Annotated in this window: 18 protein-coding genes; 5 read left to right on the top strand and 13 right to left on the bottom strand. The window is 53.0% G+C overall.

The features are described from left to right. Window positions 1-224: 224 nt before the first annotated feature. The 5 genes from QSJ80_RS13445 to QSJ80_RS13465 form a co-directional block, all read right to left on the bottom strand. Window positions 225-2,525: a TonB-dependent receptor gene (locus QSJ80_RS13445; RefSeq protein WP_285764987.1), complete on the bottom strand. Its 2,301-nt coding sequence runs from the start codon at window positions 2,523-2,525 to the stop codon at window positions 225-227. A 363-nt stretch (window positions 2,526-2,888) separates the two neighbouring features. Then, a complete protein-coding gene (locus tag QSJ80_RS13450) occupies window positions 2,889-3,308 on the bottom strand; it encodes a GFA family protein (RefSeq protein ID WP_285764988.1) in 420 nt (139 codons plus the stop codon). A gap of 72 nt (window positions 3,309-3,380) precedes the next feature. Next, window positions 3,381-4,817 (bottom strand): carotenoid oxygenase family protein, encoded by a 1,437-nt coding sequence (locus QSJ80_RS13455; RefSeq protein ID WP_285764989.1) that lies wholly within the window; start codon window positions 4,815-4,817, stop codon window positions 3,381-3,383. Window positions 4,818-4,919: 102 nt separating this feature from the next. Beyond that, complete coding sequence (locus QSJ80_RS13460; RefSeq protein ID WP_285764990.1) at window positions 4,920-5,435, bottom strand: nuclear transport factor 2 family protein; 516 nt, start codon at window positions 5,433-5,435, stop codon at window positions 4,920-4,922. Between the two features lie 92 nt (window positions 5,436-5,527). Continuing rightward, window positions 5,528-6,301 (bottom strand): SDR family oxidoreductase, encoded by a 774-nt coding sequence (locus QSJ80_RS13465; RefSeq protein ID WP_285764991.1) that lies wholly within the window; start codon window positions 6,299-6,301, stop codon window positions 5,528-5,530. 639 nt (window positions 6,302-6,940) lie between these two features. Here QSJ80_RS13465 and QSJ80_RS13470 point away from each other — a divergent pair. From QSJ80_RS13470 to QSJ80_RS13490, 5 genes are all read left to right on the top strand, one after another. Beyond that, complete coding sequence (locus QSJ80_RS13470; RefSeq protein WP_285764992.1) at window positions 6,941-7,450, top strand: pyridoxamine 5'-phosphate oxidase family protein; 510 nt, start codon at window positions 6,941-6,943, stop codon at window positions 7,448-7,450. Window positions 7,451-7,789: 339 nt separating this feature from the next. Continuing rightward, window positions 7,790-9,184 (top strand): aromatic ring-hydroxylating oxygenase subunit alpha, encoded by a 1,395-nt coding sequence (locus QSJ80_RS13475; protein ID WP_285764993.1) that lies wholly within the window; start codon window positions 7,790-7,792, stop codon window positions 9,182-9,184. Between the two features lie 65 nt (window positions 9,185-9,249). Beyond that, window positions 9,250-10,548 (top strand): cytochrome P450, encoded by a 1,299-nt coding sequence (locus QSJ80_RS13480; protein ID WP_285764994.1) that lies wholly within the window; start codon window positions 9,250-9,252, stop codon window positions 10,546-10,548. Between the two features lie 97 nt (window positions 10,549-10,645). Beyond that, the gene (locus QSJ80_RS13485; RefSeq protein WP_285764995.1) at window positions 10,646-11,425 is read left to right on the top strand and encodes an SDR family oxidoreductase; all 780 of its coding nucleotides are present in this window, start codon (window positions 10,646-10,648) and stop codon (window positions 11,423-11,425) included. A 225-nt stretch (window positions 11,426-11,650) separates the two neighbouring features. Beyond that, window positions 11,651-12,904 carry a cytochrome P450 gene (locus QSJ80_RS13490; protein WP_285764996.1) on the top strand — a complete coding sequence of 418 codons (1,254 nt, stop codon included), beginning with the start codon at window positions 11,651-11,653 and terminating at the stop codon, window positions 12,902-12,904. 161 nt (window positions 12,905-13,065) lie between these two features. Here the strand turns inward: QSJ80_RS13490 and QSJ80_RS13495 are convergent, their stop codons facing one another. The 8 genes from QSJ80_RS13495 to lpdA all read right to left on the bottom strand — a co-directional run bounded on the left by QSJ80_RS13495 (window position 13,066) and on the right by lpdA (window position 21,439). Continuing rightward, window positions 13,066-13,581, bottom strand: a complete 516-nt coding sequence (locus QSJ80_RS13495; RefSeq protein ID WP_285764997.1) for a pyridoxamine 5'-phosphate oxidase family protein — start codon at window positions 13,579-13,581, stop codon at window positions 13,066-13,068. A 62-nt stretch (window positions 13,582-13,643) separates the two neighbouring features. Beyond that, a complete protein-coding gene (locus tag QSJ80_RS13500) occupies window positions 13,644-14,399 on the bottom strand; it encodes an SDR family NAD(P)-dependent oxidoreductase (protein ID WP_285764998.1) in 756 nt (251 codons plus the stop codon). 18 nt (window positions 14,400-14,417) lie between these two features. Next, window positions 14,418-16,046: an AMP-binding protein gene (locus QSJ80_RS13505; RefSeq protein WP_285764999.1), complete on the bottom strand. Its 1,629-nt coding sequence runs from the start codon at window positions 16,044-16,046 to the stop codon at window positions 14,418-14,420. Window positions 16,047-16,124: 78 nt separating this feature from the next. After that, complete coding sequence (locus QSJ80_RS13510; RefSeq protein WP_285765000.1) at window positions 16,125-16,919, bottom strand: SDR family NAD(P)-dependent oxidoreductase; 795 nt, start codon at window positions 16,917-16,919, stop codon at window positions 16,125-16,127. Between the two features lie 5 nt (window positions 16,920-16,924). Then, window positions 16,925-18,310 (bottom strand): aromatic ring-hydroxylating oxygenase subunit alpha, encoded by a 1,386-nt coding sequence (locus QSJ80_RS13515; protein WP_285765001.1) that lies wholly within the window; start codon window positions 18,308-18,310, stop codon window positions 16,925-16,927. 25 nt (window positions 18,311-18,335) lie between these two features. Continuing rightward, window positions 18,336-19,478 (bottom strand): thiolase family protein, encoded by a 1,143-nt coding sequence (locus tag QSJ80_RS13520; RefSeq protein ID WP_285765002.1) that lies wholly within the window; start codon window positions 19,476-19,478, stop codon window positions 18,336-18,338. 105 nt (window positions 19,479-19,583) lie between these two features. Next, window positions 19,584-20,009 (bottom strand): Zn-ribbon domain-containing OB-fold protein, encoded by a 426-nt coding sequence (locus QSJ80_RS13525; protein ID WP_285765003.1) that lies wholly within the window; start codon window positions 20,007-20,009, stop codon window positions 19,584-19,586. 11 nt (window positions 20,010-20,020) lie between these two features. After that, on the bottom strand, window positions 20,021-21,439 hold the full coding sequence (gene lpdA, locus QSJ80_RS13530) for a dihydrolipoyl dehydrogenase (RefSeq protein WP_285765004.1): 1,419 nt from the start codon (window positions 21,437-21,439) through the stop codon (window positions 20,021-20,023). Window positions 21,440-21,442: the final 3 nt, after the last annotated feature.

The raw sequence follows: 21,442 nt of genomic DNA on the forward strand, positions 1-21,442 counted from the left end.
CCACAAAAACAATCAGGACATACGGTTTATAATAAATGCGGAACTCTGCGGGCTGCAACCGACTTTTCTTTGAAATGTGAAAAATCCCGCCAGTACTTTTCAATCGGGGATCAGAGTCGCAGAAAACATTTTCCCTGCGCACACAAAAAAAGCCCCCGCTTTCACGGGAGCAACAGCAGCAACGAACTTTTGAGAGAAGGCCCGCTTACGCGGGCACTAATCGATTAGAACTCAGCAGTAAACTGCACACCATAGGTGCGCGGCGGGTTGTACATTCCCATCTGGGAAAGCCCGCCGATCTTGACGAGACGGGCATAGCGCTCATCTGTCAGGTTGCGACCGTAAAGGCTGACACGATAATTTTCGTCAATCGTAAGATTCACACTGGCGTTGTGCATTCCCATGGCATCTACGTGGCCGCGCGGATCGTTAAAGAACTCGCTCTCATACTCGTCCGACCAACGGTAACTGTAGTTGATGGAGAACTCACCCAGAGTAGTCTGGCGATAGTAATCAAAACCCGCACCGATTGTGGTATCAGGAGTATTGCGCAGCGACAGGTAGGTATTATCCGTTGGAATAGATCCTTCACCAGGGAAAACTTCACCATCAACATCGGCGAAAAACTCCTTGTATTCAGCGTCCAACAGGCCGGCCATCATGTAGAAGCTCAATTCACTGGTAATTGCCGCTTGCATCTCGAGCTCCAGGCCGGAAATTTCCACATCGCCAGCATTGCGAACGATAGTATTGACCTGACCACCTTCTGCCGGCACCAGGATCTCCTCCTGCTTGTCGGTGTAATCCGTCATGAAAGCGGTAGCATTGAAGCGAACGCGGTTGTCCATCCACTCGCTCTTCATGCCTACTTCAAAGGTATCCACGTATTCCGGATCAAAAGAGGCGATTGCTTCCACATTCTGGGTGCGGGCAAAGAAGCCTCCGCTCTTGAAGCCTTTGGCAAATGACGCAAACGTCATTACGTCATCGCTAATATTGTATTGCAGCGCGACTTTAGGAGAAAACTCCTTCCAATCATCCTTGAGCTTACGAGTAGGCCCAGGTGGGATAATATTTGCACCGAAAAGCTGGGAGTCCCAACCGCCGGCACCACCCTCAAAGGTTTTCTCCTCCCATGTATAGCGACCGCCGAGGTTCAGGGAGAGGTCATCAGTCAGCGCCCAATCCATGCTGGCAAACACCGCACTGGCTTCACTTGTCACGAAACCGTCCAGATTTGCACTGATATCGCCATGCGGCAGCGCATTCAGTCCAGGTACATCAGCAAAGATGTAGTACCACATATCGTAACTGACCTGGTGCTGACGAGCATCGGATTCGAAATAATACACACCGGCTGTGAGGTTTACGTCCTCATTGAACTGGCCGTTGATCCGCAGTTCCTGACTGAACTGGGTGTACTCATGCCCACCCTTCACATTCAGCAAACTTACAGCGCTGGAATCCCATTCGTAGTCGTACTCTTCTTCCCGATCCTGATGAGCGGTGACAGAGGTCAACTGCCAGTCACCAACTGCCCAGTTCATGGTCAGGGCAATCAGGTCATTCTGAATCGCCCCTTCATTCGGACCATTGGTGGAAACATGGTCTTCATCGCTGCCCTGGTCCAGGCTCATACATCCGGATCCAAGGGGTGGGTTGGTCGGATCGGCCGGAATATTGACGATACCGGGAATGACCAGGCCACCCACACTGACCAGACATGCGAGACTGTCATCAGCATTGAAGTTGGCAAAGGCGCCGCGCTCGGAATCATCATCAATGCGGTCATAGCTCAGCAAGATGTCGAAATTTTCGCTCACATCAAAGGCAACGGCTGCGCCCAGCTGCAGGGAATCCTTGCCGCCGGCGTCTTTCCCGGTCGTGGTGTTCTTGATGTAACCGTCCGACTGGACCTTATTAACGGAAAGCTTAAGGCCGCCAATCTCTGAAAGGGGCGTGTTCACTACGGCCTTGGTTTCGAGTAAGCCGAAATCCCCCATGTTCACCTGGATTTTCGAACCCAGCTCTTTGGTGGGCTTGGAGCGAACCACATTGAGCGCGCCACCGGTAGTATTCTTGCCATACAGCGTGCCCTGCGGGCCGCGAAGCACTTCGATACGCTCCAGGTCGAAACTATCCATCAACTGCCCGGCGGTAGTCCCCATGAACACCCCATCCAGGATTACACCAACCGGTGCTTCCATGCTTTTGTCAGGGTCCTGGTGGCTAATACCGCGAATCGAGATGACCGCACCGTTGGCGCTTGCGGGGCCGAAGTCAAAATTCACATTGGGCGCGTAATTGTTGACATCTTGCAGGCTCTTGACCGCAGCATTATCCAGTTGCGCCGAGATTGCGGTAACCGAAAGGGCAACATCCTGCAGGGATTCCGCGCGCTTCCGCGCGGTAACGGTAATTTCTTCCAGGCCGATGACCTCGTCCTGAGCGAAGCTGACCGAAGGCACTGCGGAAACCGCACCCGCCACAATCATACCAGCCGTTATCTTATTTATTTTTATCATAGCTCTCTCCATAGATGCGCTTTGAGGACCGGCTGGCAACCTACTTCAGGCCAAAAACCACGGGCACTTATCCCACCGGGTTTTATTATCTTGGATCGACCGGAATTCTGTTTTTCTCTCCGGACAATTGTAAAGCCCTACAACAAAACAATCAGGACATACTGTTTATCATATAGTTAAGAATCTCCTGCTTGCAACAGGGAATTCCGCTTTTTTTAGGAAAGTTTTGACTGGTCAAGTGACGGACAAGCGGTCTCTCTGGCCGGGCATTTGCCGAGCCAGAGAGACTTGTAACACACTGATTTTTATCGGATTTATCACCAGTGCATTAATGCTTGCACTGGCGTACAGATTCGAGTAGCGCTATTGCAGCTCCGGGTTGCACTCAAAAACATGGCCGCTGGTATCCGCCGGCGACCAGGGCGAGGCCGCGCTCCCCCAGCAGCTGGATTCCACCTTGAGCCAGCTGGTATCGTCCAGCGAGCCCGCCTTAACCATGCGCATGGTTGGCAGCTCCTCTACATGGCTGAGCACCTGGGACCCGCAATTCGGGCAAAAACCACGGGAAACATGTGCACCTTCGGAACCGGTTACGGTATAGGTTTTCAGTTCGCCCTCTGTCTCAAGCGCAGCGGTGGGGACGAGCACAATTGTAGCCTTGCCGCTACCCGTGGTCTTCTGGCAGTCCTTGCAATGACAATGCATTGCGGAGACAACATGACTCCTATCGAATTGGTAACTAAAACCACCGCACAGGCACCCACCACGCTCTTTTTCACTCATAACTCCCTCCACTTTATTTTTTGCCTATCCACAATGGAATGCACCGATATCCGACGAACAAGCAGACGCAATCTAAAGCGTCATACCGTTCATCCAATTTGCATGGAAACCATTTGGAACTCTTGCCGGAATATGAATCTTGGCCAGCGGCCCACGGTCCACGTGTCCGGCACTGAGGATAGAGAGATAGGCGCCCTCTTCCGGGTTGTAGACGTAACACATAAGGTAGCCGTCTTCTTCTTTTTCACTGTCCGGATTGGGGATGTGCACCGGCTCTCCAGCGTTTGATCCCTCTCCGTAATCCCACACCTGTGATTTGCCATTTTCCATATCGTAGGCAATGGTGGCGTTGTAACCATGATTCTGGCTATCTTCCCAGGTCTGGGTCGCGGCGGCAGCAAAACCATAGCGGTAACGCTGCCCGCAGCGCCTTTCATCTGCGCGGGAAAACTCGCAATAGGTTGTTCCTACTTTGTCATTGGTCACTGAACCCGTCTTCAGATCCAGCACCAGACGATGCATGTTGCGCATCTGCGACTCGACCCCGGTTCCCAGCTCATTGGAAATGGGCATGCTGTTCATCCAGACATAGTCGACATATAACTTGTTGCCGCTCTGGAATCCGTTGCAGAAATGCCAGCTAAAAAAAGTGGGCGCTTCGAACCAGATCGGTTCACCGCCATCGCGATGCACGGCAAAAATCCGGGTCGGCCTTTCCCCCTGCCATAGGAACGGGTTTTCCCCCTTCATTGCAGCCTCAATATCCGGGAAAGCTGGCGCGAAGAAGCCAACGATGTAATCACCACAAATCTGGATATCATGGATCATCGCCCGCCTGTGCATGCCGTACACGGGGATAGAACGCTTGTGGCGTCCGGTCTTGTCGAAAATTTGCAGCGTGAGATAGGGCTCGGCAAACCTCTGGGTATTCGAAACCAGGTCACCGGTTCTCCCGCAAATCTTGGGGTGTGCCGTCAGGCCGTCACCCGGCTGCAGCAGGCCCTCATAGTCGTACTCACCAACAGTTGAAAGATCGCTGTCCATTACATGAGGGAACCCCGCCTCGAACAGTGCGAAGAGTTTGTCCCCATGAAAAAGTACACTGGTATTGGCCGGGTTCTTCATCGGGTTTGGAGAACCGCCCGCAGCGATTGCTTCAGGATCAACCGGATGCGGTTTGCCGTGACTGCCCCAGCAAGCACGTTGCAGCTTCTCTTCTACCTGAAAAGATTTTGTCCGCACCCAGCGATTGCGGTAGTGCACACGGCCGTCCTTGAAATAGACCGCGTGGATCATGCCATCTCCATCTACCGGGTAGACGTAATGCTCTGGCTGCCAGGCGACATTGGGCCCATTGCGCATAAATGCACCGGTAATATTCTCCGGCACTTTCCCCTCAACGCGGAGCCCACCTTCACCCTCATCAAACGTGGACTCTTCCAGCACCGGTGCGTAGTTTCCCTGCAAATACGGAAAACGTCCCAGGTCCATTTCAGGTCGTGTAGCCATCTCTCCCTCTGCCTCAACTTGAAGAAAATTGAACGAGGTTATTCATGCCTGCATGTAAATCCGGGCAGGCAGTTTTCCGCCCCGCACCACAAAATCAGAATCTTAAATTACCGGCTCTTCCAGTTTTGTTACCCGTTTGAGCGCTTCTGCGAACAAATCGATGTTTCCGGTAGACCAATGAATATCAAGCCTGGAGCGGAAAATTTTCCACTCGCCACTAACCTGCCTGTAGTGATTGGTATATTCACCGATCACGGTGGCAACATCATCGGGCCCGGTAATAGGCATTGCCGGGTCCTTGAACATTATATGATCGGCAATCAAATAGGCCTTACAGCTGAAAGAATCACCTTCGACACTCACGCGGTGATTGGTGATCGTATGCCTGGTCAGGTCAAAGCCACCAATATTCAGGTGCAATTGCTTCACCCATTCATCTGCTGACCTGGGCCTGTCCGGGGAGCCCGTCGGATCAATAATGGGGCCGTAATCCAGATAAACATCATCTGCAAAACAGGTGCGGACTTTCGCCCAGTCCTTGCTATCCAGTCCCTCGGCATATGCGTTATAGCTGGCCCTGAAGTCGGACTCCAACTGTAAAAAATCCATTTTAGACATTTTTATCACGCCCCTTTTTGTCATTAACCACCACCCAAACCGCCATCCCCATTTTTTAGAATGGCGCTGCCGACGCTAGCAATCCCGCAGTATCAGCCATGCCTGGGGACAGCCCCCTCTGTAATTGTGGCCGTATTATCGACCACCATTGCCGCACCGTTTACCGATACAGATTCGTCAGATGCGAGGAAAAGCACCATATTGGCAACATCCACAGGATTCCCCACCCACATTTTGTCCATTTCTGCCGCTGTCTCCGGATCATACTCCAGAACAATGTTGTACATGGCGTCCAGCATAGGCGTAGACATGTTGCCGGGGTGCACAGAGTTGCAGCGCACACCATAACCCTGCTGCGTGCTCAGGCAGGCGATGGACTTGGTCATGCCGCGGATCGCACTCTTGGATGCGGCGTAGGCGAAGATGTTCGGTCCGCCCTGGATACTGGCAGTCGAGCACATATTGATGATCGAACCACTGGCCTGCTGCTTCATTACTCGCAAGGCATGTTTGCAACCAAAAAAGGTTCCATCGGTGCCTACAGCGTTAATTTTTCTCCACAGCTCTTCCGACGTATCTTCGATGCTGGCTAACTGGACGATACCAGCACAGTTCAACAGGATATCGAGCGTACCGTAATCAGACACTACATTATCGACCAGAGCCTCCCAGGCCTGTTCGCTGGTGACATCGTGCTTAACAAAAACGGCCCCTTCAATTTTCGCCGCCTCTGCGGGACCGGACTCAGCGTTGATATCCGCCATAATCACTTTTGCACCCTCTTCGGCGAGGCGCTTTGCCGTCGCCAGGCCCAGACCGGATGCCGCACCCGTTATAATTGCAACTTTATTTTCAACACGTCCCATAAGCATTTCCCGAGCAAATTTAATCAAACACTAAAATACTGATTAACCTCAGTTACACACCCGTCTAGCAGTACCATATTTTGCTCCGGGCCGTCCACGCCTAGTAACTCCAGGACAGGCCCCTGGAACACTTCCCGTGAGCCTACCTTTTCTACTCCGGGTGTCGAAAATGGCCCGCTCACCAAAGCCGTGATTGCCTGGATCCCAGCTACCGACAGCGGCAAACAAACCCAAGCCCCGCTATCTTTTTGATTTCATTGAATTTTCCCTACAGGCAATATCCGCCGCGGGAGAAAGTTTCTAGCGAACAGCCACAGGCAAGAACCCTCTACTCCAGACCATACCAAATAAAAAAATCATTCTGTACTGTTTTTTTGGGTTTTATTCGATAAATTCCCGTTACGGCCCATATCAACAGCGTGCCTCCCGTAGATACAACCGCAGGCGCCGCCGCGCAGAGTGATCGCCATAGTCCCGTTTTGTAAGGCCGGCAATTGAGAAGGGGTCGCTTTACGGGAAGTCTGGTACAGTAAGGTCAGGCACCCGAAGTGGGATGCAGGTAACTTCGGAATATCTATTTGCCAGGGGTACGATGTAGCGCAAGCAGAAAAAATTAATCGCCTTATAAGGAGAATAATAATGAGTGAAGATCACGTAAAAAATTATGATGACGTGACCATGTATGGGCTGACCGAAGAGAAAGAAAAAGAGCTGCTGCTGAAGCAGAATGAACTTACCTTCATTTGGACCAATAAAGACGGCCACGGACTGGGGGTTACCATGAGCTATATCTGGCGCAAGGGCCGAATCTGGTGTACCGCAACCTCACAGCGGGCGCGCATGAAAGCCCTGGCCCGGGACAACCGGTGCAGCGTAGTGATTTCGAGTGCGGGCACGGATATTGATGTCAGCCAGTCGATTACTTTCAAGGGTTACGCCATTTTGCATACCGACCAGGAAACCAAAGACTGGTTCTACCCCGACTTCGCGCGGCACTCCAACAATCCCGCCCCAACCCCTGAACAATTTGTTCAATTTTTGGACACTGAAGAGCGCATCATCATCGAAGTTGTACCGGAAAAATCAATAAAGTTTGACGGCGCCATCATGCGCGACATGACGAATGCGGCCATCGCCGCTGGCGCATGAATTAGTATTCCCAGCAACATGCTGTGCGAATGACGGTGCCAGGGCATAATTGCCTGGCACCGTCACTGACACAAAAAAAAGACCTCTCCTCCAAACAGGCCCCATCGCGGCCATCCGCCCTATCGCAACCTTCTGCCCTATTCCGAGCCTACCGCTCCTGCTCACTTGACCTAGATCATTTTTACCTCAAAAAGAAACCGGACGTCCTGTCTTTTTAATGCTCAATTGCTAGTATCCGTTGAGATCACCGCTCGAGACTGAGCAGCGCGCATAGCTATCACCAATGCTTCTTTGCACCAGAGACATCCAGGCAAGCACCAATACAATAAGGACAAGACCATGGACACAGAAGTCACCACGCTGACCGCTGAGCAAATCGCCGCCAGGTCCCCCGGCACCTCTTACCAGGAGCTACTGGACAAGGAGGTAAACCCGGTGCCGGATTGCCTGAGAGACAATACCAATCCCTACCTGGGCTCTGAAAATATTTCCGTAGATCGCTACCTGTCGCGTGAGTTTCACCAGCTGGAGGTAGAACATGTCTGGAAGCGCACCTGGCAGGCCGTATGCCGGGAAACCGAAGTCTGTGAGCCGGGAGACACCTTTGTCTATGACATCGTGAACATGTCCGTGATTGTCACGCGCACCGAACAGGGCGAGCTGAAAGCGTTCAGGAATGCCTGCCTGCACCGGGGCAGACAACTTGTAGACAAGAATGGTAATTACAAGGACTTGCGCTGCCCCTACCATGCGTTCACCTGGAGTCTCGACGGGGGCTTTAAAGGCGCGCCGTGCAAGTGGGACTTCCAGCACATCAACGAAGAGGAAATTTCGTTACCGGAAGTCAAAGTTGGCACCTGGGGCGGCTGGGTCTTCATCAACATGGACAGGGATGCACAACCCCTGAGTGACTACCTTGGAATTTTACCCAGTCACTTCGAGCGCTGGAAGCCTGAGAATGCCTACAAAATGATTCACGTGGAAAAGGTTATTCCCTGCAACTGGAAAGTCGGATGGGAAGCGTTTATCGAGTCCTACCATGCGGTCGCGACCCATCCGCAGATCCTCCCTTACACCGCCGATGCCGATTCACAATACGATGTGTGGGGCGATCATATCAGTCGCACCATTACGGCACTGGGTGTTCCCAGCCATCATCTGAAGGCCCTGACGGACCAGGATGTGGTGGATAACATGCTCGGGGTCTCTGCCATGGTCGCTGGACAGAACGGCGCAAGAGTGCCCGAAGGGATGACAGCCCGCGAGTACATCGCCCACCTCAACTCACAGGAGTTCAGCGGAAACCACGACCGGGAACTGGCCAGCTTCGCCACCAACAGCGAGCGTATGGATTCGATCCTGTACTCCATTTTCCCGAACTTCGCTCCCTGGGCCGGATTCCATCCCAATATTACCTATCGTTTCCGCCCGAACGGGAATGACCATACGACGGCGCTGATGGAGATCATCGTCTTGTGTCAGCTACCTTCGAATGGCGAACGCCCGAAGGACACGCCAGTACGCCGCCTGGGAGAAAATGAACTGTTTTCAGAAGCACCGGAACTTGGCGAGAGCCTCGGCACCATCTTTGATCAGGACCTTGTGAACATGCCGATGGTGCAGAAAGGCATGGAAAATGTTGAATCCGGGGAACTCATTCTGGCGAACTACCACGAAGTCAGGATACGACATTTCCACCAGACGATTGACAAGTATATCAACGGCGAACTTTAGCAATTCAGTAGGTACATCCTACTTACCTCGGTCCGGCAAGAAAACTTAAGATCCGGGAGAAGATCATGAAAAAGTGCCCTGCAGACTTCGATTTTTTCAATGAAGAAACCTTAAACTGCCCCTACGAATTCTATAGAACGCTCCAGGAGCAGGCCCCCGTATACCAGCTCCCTGACACCAATATATTTATGGTTTCCCGCCACGCTGACGTCAAACAGTTACTGAAGGATACAGAAACCTATTCGAATAACTTTAATGAGTTGCTGAAGGGCCCGGAGCCAGCCCCTGAGGTAACTGCAATCTATGCCAGGGCATGGCAGCCGGTCGACACCATGATTACGGCAGATCCCCCCCGACACCGGGCCTACCGGACCCTCGTCAACAAGGTATTCAATGCCAAACGTGTCAATGCGATGGAATCCTACATGAGGACGATTGTCCATGAGCTGATCGACAGTTTCATCGACAACGGCAAGTGCGACTTTATCCGCGAGTTCACTACGCCCCTGCCCGTCTATGTGATCGCCGACCAATTGGGCGTACCAAGAAAGGACCTGAAAGACTTCAAACGCTGGTCGGACTCGTTCGCGCGCCGGCTGAGCCAGCTGGCGACGCCGGAAGAACAGGTCGAAGATGCGGAAAATATTGTCGCCTTCCAGTTTTATTTTGCCGATATGATTGCCGAGCGAAGAGAGCATCCGCGGGACGACATGATCAGCGACCTGGTATCCACAACGATTGTGGACCCGGACAATGGCGAAACCCGCCCACTCAATATGGAGGAGCTGCAAAGCCTTCTGCAACAGCTGATGGTCGCAGGTAACGAAACCACAACCTCCGCGATAACCGGTGGCATGGTCAGCCTGATCCAAAACCCGGAACAGCTGCGAGCGCTCCAGGAAGATCCGGGCAAGATTCCCAATGCAGTGGAGGAAATTCTGAGAATGGAATCCCCCAGTGCCGGTATGTGGCGCGTGGTCAAGAAAGACAGTGAGGTACACGGTGTAAGGATACCGCAAGGCTCCCTGCTGATGTTGCGGTACCATGCCGCCAACAGGGACCGGGCCTTGTTTCAGGATCCGAACGCGATAGATGTCGATCGGGGTAATGCCGACGATCACATCGCCTTTGGTCAGGGTATTCACTACTGTCCCGGTGCGATGCTTGCGCGCAAGGAGATGAATGTTGCGTTCGAAGCTTTGCTATCCCGACTCACGGACTTCGCGATAGATATGGAAAAATCGGATCTCACCTATTGGCCTAATGTAGTGCTGCGTGGCATGAAGGAACTGCACATCACTTTTCACAAGCGCGAGCATCACTTAGACTCGAATTTGCAAGCGGAGCAACTGGCTGAAGCGTGATCCGAATATGTGGTTTGAAATCCACTCACTGTCGCTCCAATATTTTACATAGCAAGCCCATACCGAGGAAGAAATGGACAGACTAAAAGGACAGTGTGTGGTGGTCACCGGCGGTGCCAGCGGTATTGGCGAGGCAACGGTCAGAGCAATCATCAGGGAAGGTGGCAGCGCCGTTATTGCCGATATCCAGCAAGATAGGGGCGAAGAACTCGCCAGAGAATTGGGGTCCAACGCGCTTTTTCGAAAAACCGATGTCACACAAGAAGCAGACATCATTGCGGCGATAGTATCCGCCGAAGAAGCCTTTGGCCCACTGACTGGCATGGTCAATAACGCGGGAATCATTGGGGCAGTCGGGTCGATTACAGAAACAACCAGCGACGCCTTTGACCACACCATGTCCATCCTTTCACGCTCGGTTTTCCTCGGGATCAAGAATGCTGCAAAAGTCATGAAAGAGCATGGCAAGGGCGCGATCGTATCCGTCACCAGTTCTGCAGGCTTGATGGGAGGCCTCGGGCCACATTGCTATACCATGGCCAAGCACGCCGTTATAGGCTTGACCAAATCAGCCGCCAGTGAACTCAGTGCAAACGGGATACGCGTAAATACGGTAGCACCGGGTGGCACTGTTACGCCTCTGACCGCAGCTCTGACGGACGGCGACACAGCGCTTATCACTGAAGCGATAAAGGCGGCGTCACCATTGGGCATTGCCTGCATGCCCGATGATATCGCCGATGGCATACTCTATTTGCTGAGCGATGAGGCGCGCTATGTTACCGGGCATACACTGGTAATTGATGCCGGTATCACCACCAGCCAGCTGCAGACAGACTTCCACAGCAATGAACCGGGGTTGCTGCAGAAAAAATAGACACTTAACCAGAGCCCATCATGACGACCGCCCCTCTTGCGAGTGAAACACTCTAGCATGGGGCGGGCTTCCCCCACCCCACACCATCCCGCCCCGCCCGCCCGGAATAAGCCGCTGTATACGGCCCCAGACGATCAATTTAAGGTGGTCAAAAAAACAAACAGTCAGTGTTGACTGTTTTATTTGTATCGCGCATTATTAGAAGAATTATTAAGGAGAGCCGATATGACCGAAGCAACCCTGGAAGAGAAACAAGCATTGGACGGTATGTCACTGCTTGATAATGAAACTCTCAAATGCCCGTATCATTACGATAAGACACTTCGTGAGAATGCGCCCGTATATCAGGATCCCACTTCGGGTGTCTATGTCGTCTCCACCTATGAACTGGTTCGGGAAGCACACAGGAACCCGAAGGTATTTACCAATGATTTTGCCCTTGCAAAAGGCGCCGATGAGTCGATTGATCCGGATATCGCTGCAGCGATGTCGAACACCTACGATCTGGGCAAAGGCACTCTGCTCACCATCGACGACCCCCAACACAAGATTTATCGAGATGAATTAAAGGATTTCTTCCTCGCCAAGAACCTGGCCAAATATCGCCCGTGGATTACGGAATTCGCCAGCAAACTGGTTGCAGACCTCCCCAGGGGTGAAGCTTTCAACTTTGTAGAGAAGTTCACCCGGACATTGCCGCTGTCCGTCATAATGCATGTGCTGGGCATGCCTCTGGAAATGCGTGATCTGGCGTTCAAATGGACCGTTGATAATGTCACCGTTTTCTCCAAGCTGGGCGATAAAGAAACCCTGCTGGCCGCCCATGCCGGACTCAAGGATGAATATGACTGGTTTGTTCAGGCACTCGACGAGCGCCGCGCGAACCCTCGCGATGACCTACTGAGCCTGATCGCCCACGCGACTTACGAGGGGCGACCCCTCACCATCGAGGAACAACTGTCCCACTGCACCCAGTTCCTGGTAGCTGGCAACGAAACAACCACGGCAACGCTCGCCGAAGGTATGCGCCAGCTATGCCTGAATCCGGACCAGCAGAGACTGATCCGGGAAGATCGTTCTCTGATTCCCAATCTGGTTGAAGAATCACTCCGTATCGCTTCGCCAACATCCAACATGTGGCGCGTTGTGAAGGAGGACTACAACCTGGGCGGTACCGTCATTCCGAAAGACAGTATGGTGTTGCTGAAATACTTCTCATCGAACCACGATGAAGACATGTTTGAAAACCCAATGCGGTTCGATATAACCCGTAAGAACGTGAATCGCCACATCGCCTTTGGGTTTGGTTCACACGTCTGTATTGGCCAGCATCTTTCCAAACTGGAAATGATCGTTGCCTGGGAGATCCTGCTAGAGAACAGCAACAACTTCAGGCTTGGATGCAATGCGGATGATCTGGAGTATATGCCACACCTTCTCTTGCGTGGACTCGAGGAAATTCCGGTAATCATCGAATAGACGATGCTCTCAGCACCATAACGCTGCTTCGCGGCTTTTTCTCTCGGGGGAAAGCCGCTTTTTTGTGTCTGGGCGGCGGTATTCTGAAAGGTTTTTTTTAACACCAGCCCCTGGAACAGGGGCTGGCATCGCAAGATGGAACTGGATTTTACCGGTGCGGTTTACTTTTCGTGCCCCGGCACCTTGCCATCATAGGATGTCTTGGACAGGCTGTCTCCGTCGAACCGAATCGTCTTCTCAGGAATCAGTTCGATAATCACGCGAAGCGGTGTATCCAGGTGCGCAATAGCTGCCTCGACGGTTGGTGCCGGGTATGGCGAGATGATCTTTGCCATTTCCGGGTAGAACCAGTCTTTGGTTGCCTGATCGTCATGGATCTTGACACGCCCCTTATAAGTAATGGTCTTGCCAGGCCCCATATCCGTACCCATGCTTGAAATAACGATAGAGGCGCGCGGGTCGCGACGCAGAGCCTTTACACGCGGGCGCTGGCTGGTGGCAGTAACCCACAGTGAACCATTCCTCGCAACGAAATTCATGATAACGCCCAGACCATGGCCGTCCTTATTGGTCCAGATGAAGTTACATTCGATCTGCTTGCTGAGCAACTCCTTCTCTCTTTCCTCAGAGAGCCCATAAACCGTTACATCTTCATAGCCTTGTGTTTCAGTAGTCATCTCTATTTCCTATTCTACTTTTTCCAGCGATCAGTAAACTCGCAAAATTTCAATAAACCCGGTCAGAATCTCGGCAGATGTCCCATTTGCTGCCCGCCGGACAAATCCAGGACCTGCCCGTTGATAAAACCGGAACGGGATTCATCAGCAAGAAACAATGCCGCTTCTGCCATATCGTTGACAGTGCCCATTCGACCAGCTGGCGTATCATTCAGATGCGCATCAATAATCGCATCAAGCGCGAAAAATCCATCTGTCATGTCGGTCTGTATCAGGCCGGCTGCAATTGAGTTAAATCGGATCTTCTTTTCTGCGTACTCAAGTGCGGCGACTTTTATCGAATAGTCGATTCCCGCGCGAGCGCCGGCATAAACTGCCAACTGCGGACCCGGGATACGCGCGGTAAGTGAAGATATCGTTATTACTGAACCGCCATTCTGCATTGCGGCTGCAGCGTGCTTGAAGTAGAGGAGCGCCCCGATAAAGCTGATCTCAAGGGTCGGACGTATCTTTTCTGCAGACAGCTCAGATATGGGATCACCAGACAGGATGCCTGCAGAATTAACCGCAATATCGACATTTCCATATTTTGCACTGGCGGCCTCAAATAGCCCCGCGATCTCTGCCTCTTCGGTTACATCGCAAGCAACGGCAAGTCCACCGATTTCCTCTGCCAAAGCCTCCAGAGGTTCTCTGCGGCGCGCCGCTACTACAACATTTGCGCCCTCTTTTGCCAGCCGCCTTGCAATAACCGAACCGAAGTTACTGGACCCAGAAGCGCCCAGGACTACCGCCGTTTTATTGGTTAAAGTTTCCATAGTATGCACCTGTTATGATTAGACGGTTTCCGCTTCCAGCTTTTCCGCGATTTGCTTTCGCAAAATATCTTTCTTGACCTTACCACTGGCAGTACGAGGAAGGTCTGTGACGAGCTCAATGTGCTCAGGTATTTTTTGCCTGGCCAGGGATGCCCGGTCCGCAAACATCGCAACTTCTGCCAGATCCAGACCATGATTATCGGATGACGGAATGATGTAAGCACAAACTCCCTCCCCCAGTCTCTGGTGCGGCATGGCCACAACTGCCGCTTCCTTTATCTGCGGGTGGTCATGCAACACATCCTCGATTTCCTTGGCACTCAGATTTTCGCCGCCGCGAATAATGATGTCTTTCTTCCGGTCGGTGATCAGGATTGCGTCGTCCTTTGTTCTCACGCCGATGTCACCGGTGTAGAAATATCCTTCCGTATCGTGCGCGGCTGCGTTCTGTTCCGCATCTGCATAGCCCAGCATCATTCCGGCACCCCGGGCGACGATCTCGCCCTCGCTGCCGATCGGGAGCGCTTTGCCATGGTCGTCAACAATTTTTACGTCGTAGCCGTATATCTTCCCATCTGTTTCTGCAGCAAGTTCCTGCTCGCCATCGTGTACAAAGCCCTGTGTAATGACCGGCGCTTCCGTACTGCCGTAAACACGAAATGCTCGACAATTCTCCAACTCTTCGTAGCACTGGTGGATTAGCTGTGGCGGTACCGCTGCACCACCGCAGGCGAACAGGCGCATGGTCGGAAGGCGAGTGTTATTGCGTTTGGCAGCGGCAAGAAGTTCCACTAGGAAAGGCGTTGCTCCCACGCTCGCAGTAGCACCGGTTTCCTGGATAAACGCAACCGCTGCGTCGGCATCCCAGCGCGCCATCAAAGCTGACTTGACCGGCGTAATAAATGGCAAAACCATACCCGAGCCGTAGCCGGTGATATGGGTGACGGGCGACGGCATCAGCATGATGTCTTTTCCATCCATCTCCCAGTGATCGAGAGAGTTCTGGATCACGCGACTAAGGGTGTTATGGCTGTGCAATACAGCCTTGGGGTTCCCCGTGGTACCCGACGTATAAAGAATGGTCTTAACGGAATTCGGATCAATCTCCGGCAGGCGGTTCAGGTCAGCGGGCTCATTATCCAGCAGATCCTCAAAGCGCAGCATCCCCTCATAGTCATCCTCTGCTCGCACGGTAACTATGTGCTGCAGATCCGGCAAATCGAACTTCAAGCTTGCCAGCATGGAGGGAAACTCCAGGCTACGGATTTTCTCCGGAATATAGATAAGTTTAGTGCGTGCATCCTTGAGGATGAAACGAAGTTCCCGATCGCGATAGATCGGAATGACCGGATTCACGATCAAGCCCATCGCAGATGCAGCAATATCCAGCACTACCGCTTCGCGCCAGTTAGGCAGCTGGAAACTAATGACATCGCCCTCTTCCATACCCAGTTTTTGCAAACCGGTAATGAGGCGCCGTGCCTGCTCGGCAATCGATCCATAAGTGATGGCTGGTTCGGTTTCCAGGTAAATAGCGACTTCGTCCGGCCTGGATTCGGCTTTCTTCCAGGCGCCATCTGCAATAGTCATATTGGCCCAGAGACCTGAATCTCTCTGGATACGCTGTTCGGTAATTGGATTAATCATGAAAAGCTTGCCTCAATGGAGAATTGGTTTGTGAAGCTACCCCGCAGCTTTGGTGTGAAACTACGGGACGACCAACCTTCACAGTTCAGACAACACATGACCGCCATCGACGGTGACGGCTGAACCGGTCATCAATGAACCGGCGTCAGAGGCCAGCAGCAACAGGGGCCCGTTTAGCTCATGCAGTTCGCCGATTCGGCGTGTAGGTACCCTTTTAATCAGCGCCTGGCCATCTTCCGTCTTGAACCACTCGCTATTCAGGGGCGTATTGAAATAGCCGGGACACAGAGCGTTTACCCGGATGTTGTGTCTGGCAAATTCAAGAGCCGCAGCTTTTGTGAACTGCACCACAGCCGCCTTGGCTGCGGAGTAACTGGTCAAGCACTTTTGCAGCCTTTCCGCGGTGATAGAAGAGATATTGACAATACTGCCCTGGATACCTGCTTTTACCATCCGTGCCCCGGCCTCGCGGGTAACATACGCGACACCATTGAGGTTGGTATCTATCACGTTGTCCCAATCGTCATCCGACAGATCCAACAGCAGTTTCGGGATCGTGATGCCCGCGTTATTGATCACTACATTGATCGGCCCAAAATACGCTTCGGCTTCATCAAATGCCGCTCGGATACTACCGCTATCCGTTACATCCATGGTTACCGCATGTGCCTGGCCGCCATTGGTGATGATGTCATCACAGGCGGCAAGTAATTTTTCAGTACGCCGGGCCGCCAGTACGACTTTTGCGCCAGCCTGCGCCAATACATGGGCAAAGTGCAGGCCGAAACCGCTGGATGCCCCGGTCACAAGCGCTACTTTGCCCTCAAGGGAGAAGGGCTTCAGAACGTTGTTCATCATATTTTCCTGTGACATAGCAATTACTCCGCAGAAAGGTACTTATCCAGGGTTTGGTGGAAATGCCTGATACGCACTTCCTGGTAGTTGCCAAGAGTCACTGCACCCTTCTTGGAAGCCTTCAGACCCTTCTGTACTTGCGGCAGGTTTGCACCGTCCTGATTGAAGACGTTGGCAAAGCCCGCGCCCATCACCCCGGCCGCCTCGCTAAACGGCTGGTCTATACCAAGACGGAAGGTCGGCGCATCTTCCGGAGACTCCGCGCCTTCAGGGAAACGGGTCAACAGGAAAATTTCCATAATACAGCTGTCAACATCATCGCCGTTCGGGCGGTGGCGATAGGTAATCACTGTCCCGTGACCGGCCCAGGGTGCGAAGTTGGGGAACAATGAGTAGAGCGTTGAATCCATCAATTCGGACATGGTGGCACGGCCACTGAAGTCCTCACCGGCCTGTTCATTGGCGACGGGCAGATTCATGGCGGCGTACATCTCACGGGCGGTCTGGCCGGGAGCAAGCTGTGGTCGGTCCTCTACACCGATTAACTCCATCATCGCGTCAAGTGACTGCTGCTCAGTAAACTGATCCGCGTGTGAAGGATTTGCGACGCCGTAGGCACTGATGGTGCGACTTACATGATCTCCCCAGACATCGTACTGGGAGTTATCGATACCCTGGAAAGGCATCAGCTGCGGGTGCGTTGCCAATGCATGGTACGATTCAATGAACGCTTCAAAAGCGACTTTCCAGTTACAGGCAATGACCTTTTCCACATGCAACGCGACGAAACGCTGTTCATGTTTCCACTGGTTCATATGCTCGGGTAACACCTCCATATACTCTTCGAGTGAGGGCGCATCCTCATCCATATTGATAAATACCCAGCCGCCCCAGGTCGCCACCTGTACTTCAGGAAGCTTGGCATTTTCCTTTTTCACATGGGGGAAATCCCACTGGCAGGGAGCCCCCATAAATTCGCCATCCAGATCCCAAGACCAGCCATGGTAGGGACAACGCAGCTTGTCGCTATTCCCCGCTCCCTTCTTCAGTACGCGCCCCCGGTGCAGACACGAATTATGGAAACCCTTGAGCTCGCCGGATTCTGTACGTGTCAGCAGAATGGAATCATTAACAATATCGTAAACGAAGTAGTCACCGGCCTTGCGCAGCCGGTTTTCACGACACGCCACTTGCCATGTCTTACGCCAGACTTTTTCAACCTCAAGGTCGAAAAATTCCCTGGATGTATAGCGTTCTGCAGAAAGGTCCTCCGATCCCAGATAGGAATCAGTACTTTCCAGCAATGCCTCCGGAACATCCACCGTTTCCCGCTTAAGCAAGTCCTGAAAGGATTCCGAAGGGCTACGGGCGATAATATCCTCTGGGCTGAGCTCCACTTGGTCTGTCATGGGAATGCCTCTTTTTATTGTCAATCTAGCGTTGCAAAATCGTTACTGCGCTGATCCCCGGTGCGCCATACACGTGGGTATAGCCAAGCCGTGGGTCATTGGGTACCTGTCGCGCCTCTGCGTTACCACGTAGCTGCAGGCATGTTTCATAAACCTGCCGCAGGCCTGTCGCACCGATTGGCTCACCACTCGCCAGGCAGCCGCCATCCGTGTTGACAGGCATCTTGCCCCCAATTCGGGTTTCACCAGCCTGAATTAGGGCTTCCTGCTCACCGTGCTCGCAGAATCCATTTTCGGCCATATGCATAACTTCTGCGCCGGACTCGGTATCCTGCAGCTGCATGACATCAATATCCTTCGGGCCAACGCCGGCCATTTCAAAAGCGGCACTAGCCGCATCAACCGTAGGACCGTCGACCTGCTGCAGCGCCTGAGACGGCGCAAAGACTTCGAAAGAACCAAAGCGACGTGAGCGGAATGCCGCCGCCTTCAGATAGATAGGCTTGTCGGTATATTGCTTCGCCTTGTCAGCACGACAGACAACCAGCGCAATACCTCCTTCGCCGGGTGCACAGAACATATATTTGGTGAGCGGATCGCTTACCATAAAAGAATTCGCAATTTCATCGAGAGGAATCTCATCCCGACGCCAGGCATTTGGATTCATGGAGCCGTTCATAAACGCTTTCTGGGCGACTTTCGCCAGCGTATCCCGGCTGATGCCATACATATCCATGTAGCGCTGGATCTTCATCGCAAAAAACTGCGTGGTAATCATCAGTCCCTTTTCGCCATACCACTCTCCGATGCCCATTTGCTTCGGATCCGCGTTGAAGGCTCCGCGTTCATGCTTATCAAAGCCGACGACCATGCCGATATCGTACTCACCGGACTTGATCGCGTTGTAAGCCGATATCAGAGAGCTGCCCCCGGTTGCACAACCGTTGGCAACATTAATGAACGGCAAACCGGTGAGGCCCAGCTCGTTCACCAGGGCATCTGCACTGCCGGCGCTCGCGCTGCCGCCAAAGCCAAATTGCATGTCCTTCCACTCAACACCGGCATCTTTAAGCGCCTGTCGCGCGGCGTAGGCACCCTGTTGCAGGCCGCTTCGCCCGGGCGTACGCCCGAACGGGTGGATACCAATACCAACAATTGCTACGTCCATTTATCTCTCCATACTCTATTTACCGCTGATTATCGGGCTGGTCACCCGTACACCGGCACCCCGCGCGCTCGGTTCAATAACGCTGTAACACGGGATAGAATCCGCTCAATTCGCTGCCTTGAATGCGAACCCAACGATTTCGTTGCCCTCTTCGTCGTGTCGGTAAGTACCAACCACCAACTCCATTTCCATACCGATCTTCAGGTCTTCCGCGGTATTTTCCAGCAGCCGGCTTTCGACACAAACTGCCCCCGGCAATTCGACATAGCCAACACCAAAGGGACGAAATGTCTCCGGCGTTTCATCAGAGAGGTAGGGTTTCTTTGGCATAAACCCCTGGATGGTCCAGGTCCACAGCTTGCCACGCCGGGGCAATTCTTCGGATACAACATTCTCACTGCCGCAAGCCGGGCAGCTCAATTTGCGAGGAAACTCGGCAATTCCGCATTCCTGACAGCGGCTACCCAGTAACGCGGGATTATCAGAAGGCCAGGTAAACAGCCCTTCGGCAATTGGTATCTTTTTACTCATGTAACACCTATCTAGGAATGAATGGCCTGGTCATATGCGTCCAGTACAGATTCATGCATGGCTTCCGACATTGTCGGATGCGCAAAAACGGTATGCGCCAATTCTGCTTCTGTTGCCTCAAGCTTCTGCGCAATGACATACCCCTGAATCAGCTCGGTCACCTCGGCGCCCAACATATGAGCACCGAGAAGCTCACCGCTATCTTCATCAAAGATGGTTTTGACAAACCCTTCTGCTTCTCCCATTGCCTGTGCCTTGCCAAGGGCGTTCAGATCGAACCGCCCAACACGTACATTGATGCCCTGCTCTTTCGCCTGCTGCTCTGTCAGGCCAACACTGGCGATTTGCGGGGAACTATAGGTACAAGCGGGAACGGACAGCGGGTCCAGTGGCTCGAGATTCTCCAGACCCGCAATCTTTTCAACGCAAATCACTGCTTCATGGCTGGCTTTGTGGGCAAGCCATGGTGGCGCTGTCATATCACCAATCGCATAGACTCCCTTGACGGAAGTCTCTGACCATTTATCGACAACAACCTGGCCTCGTTCCATCTTTACGCCTTGTTCTGCCAGACCCAGACCTTCGGTATTGGCGACCACCCCTACCGCCATAATCACGCGATCAAAGGTTCCACCCTGTGAGTTGCCGTTCCGGTCTGCCCACATTGCCTCAGCGCTGGATCCCTTCACTTCCAGTGTTTCCAGCTTGCTATCTGTAAAGAACTTAATGCCGCGCTTTTTAAAGGCACGCTGTGCGGCCGCGGAAACATCGGCGTCTTCCTGAGGCAGAATGCGATCCATCATTTCCAGCACGGTAACTTCGGTACCGAAAGTGCGGTAAAAGCTCGCGAATTCCATGCCGATTGCACCGGAGCCCACCACAAGCAGAGAGCCCGGCAGGCTTTCCGGCACCATCGCCTCTTTTGCTGACCAGATCACTTCGCCATCTGCTTCCATTCCTGGAAGGGATCGCGGGCGCGCGCCTGTTGCGAAGATGATGTGTGTGGCAGATACGCGACCTGTCAGCTCTTCGTCGACGCTAACCTCCAGCTCGCCCGGCGCCGCCAGGCGGCCGAACCCGCTGATCACAGTGATGTCGTTTTTCTTCATTAGAAAATCGATGCCGCGGCTCAATCGCGCCGCAATATCGCGGCTGCGCTGCACGATTTTTTTGATATCAAACCCGGCATCCTTGGTGCTTAATCCATACTCTTCGGCATGAAGCATGGACTGGTAGACCTCGGCGCTCTTCAGCAGGCTTTTGGTGGGAATACAGCCCCAGTTCAGGCAGACGCCGCCCATGTGCTGTTTTTCAATGATGGCAACGCTCATGCCGAGCTGGGCCGCACGGATCGCGGCAACATAGCCGCCGGGACCCGCGCCAACCACTGCGATATCAAATTTGCGGGTTGTTATTTCACTAGTAGCCACAGG

It is taken from the genome of Biformimicrobium ophioploci (assembly GCF_030270605.1).
GTDB lineage: Bacteria > Pseudomonadota > Gammaproteobacteria > Pseudomonadales > Cellvibrionaceae > Biformimicrobium > Biformimicrobium ophioploci.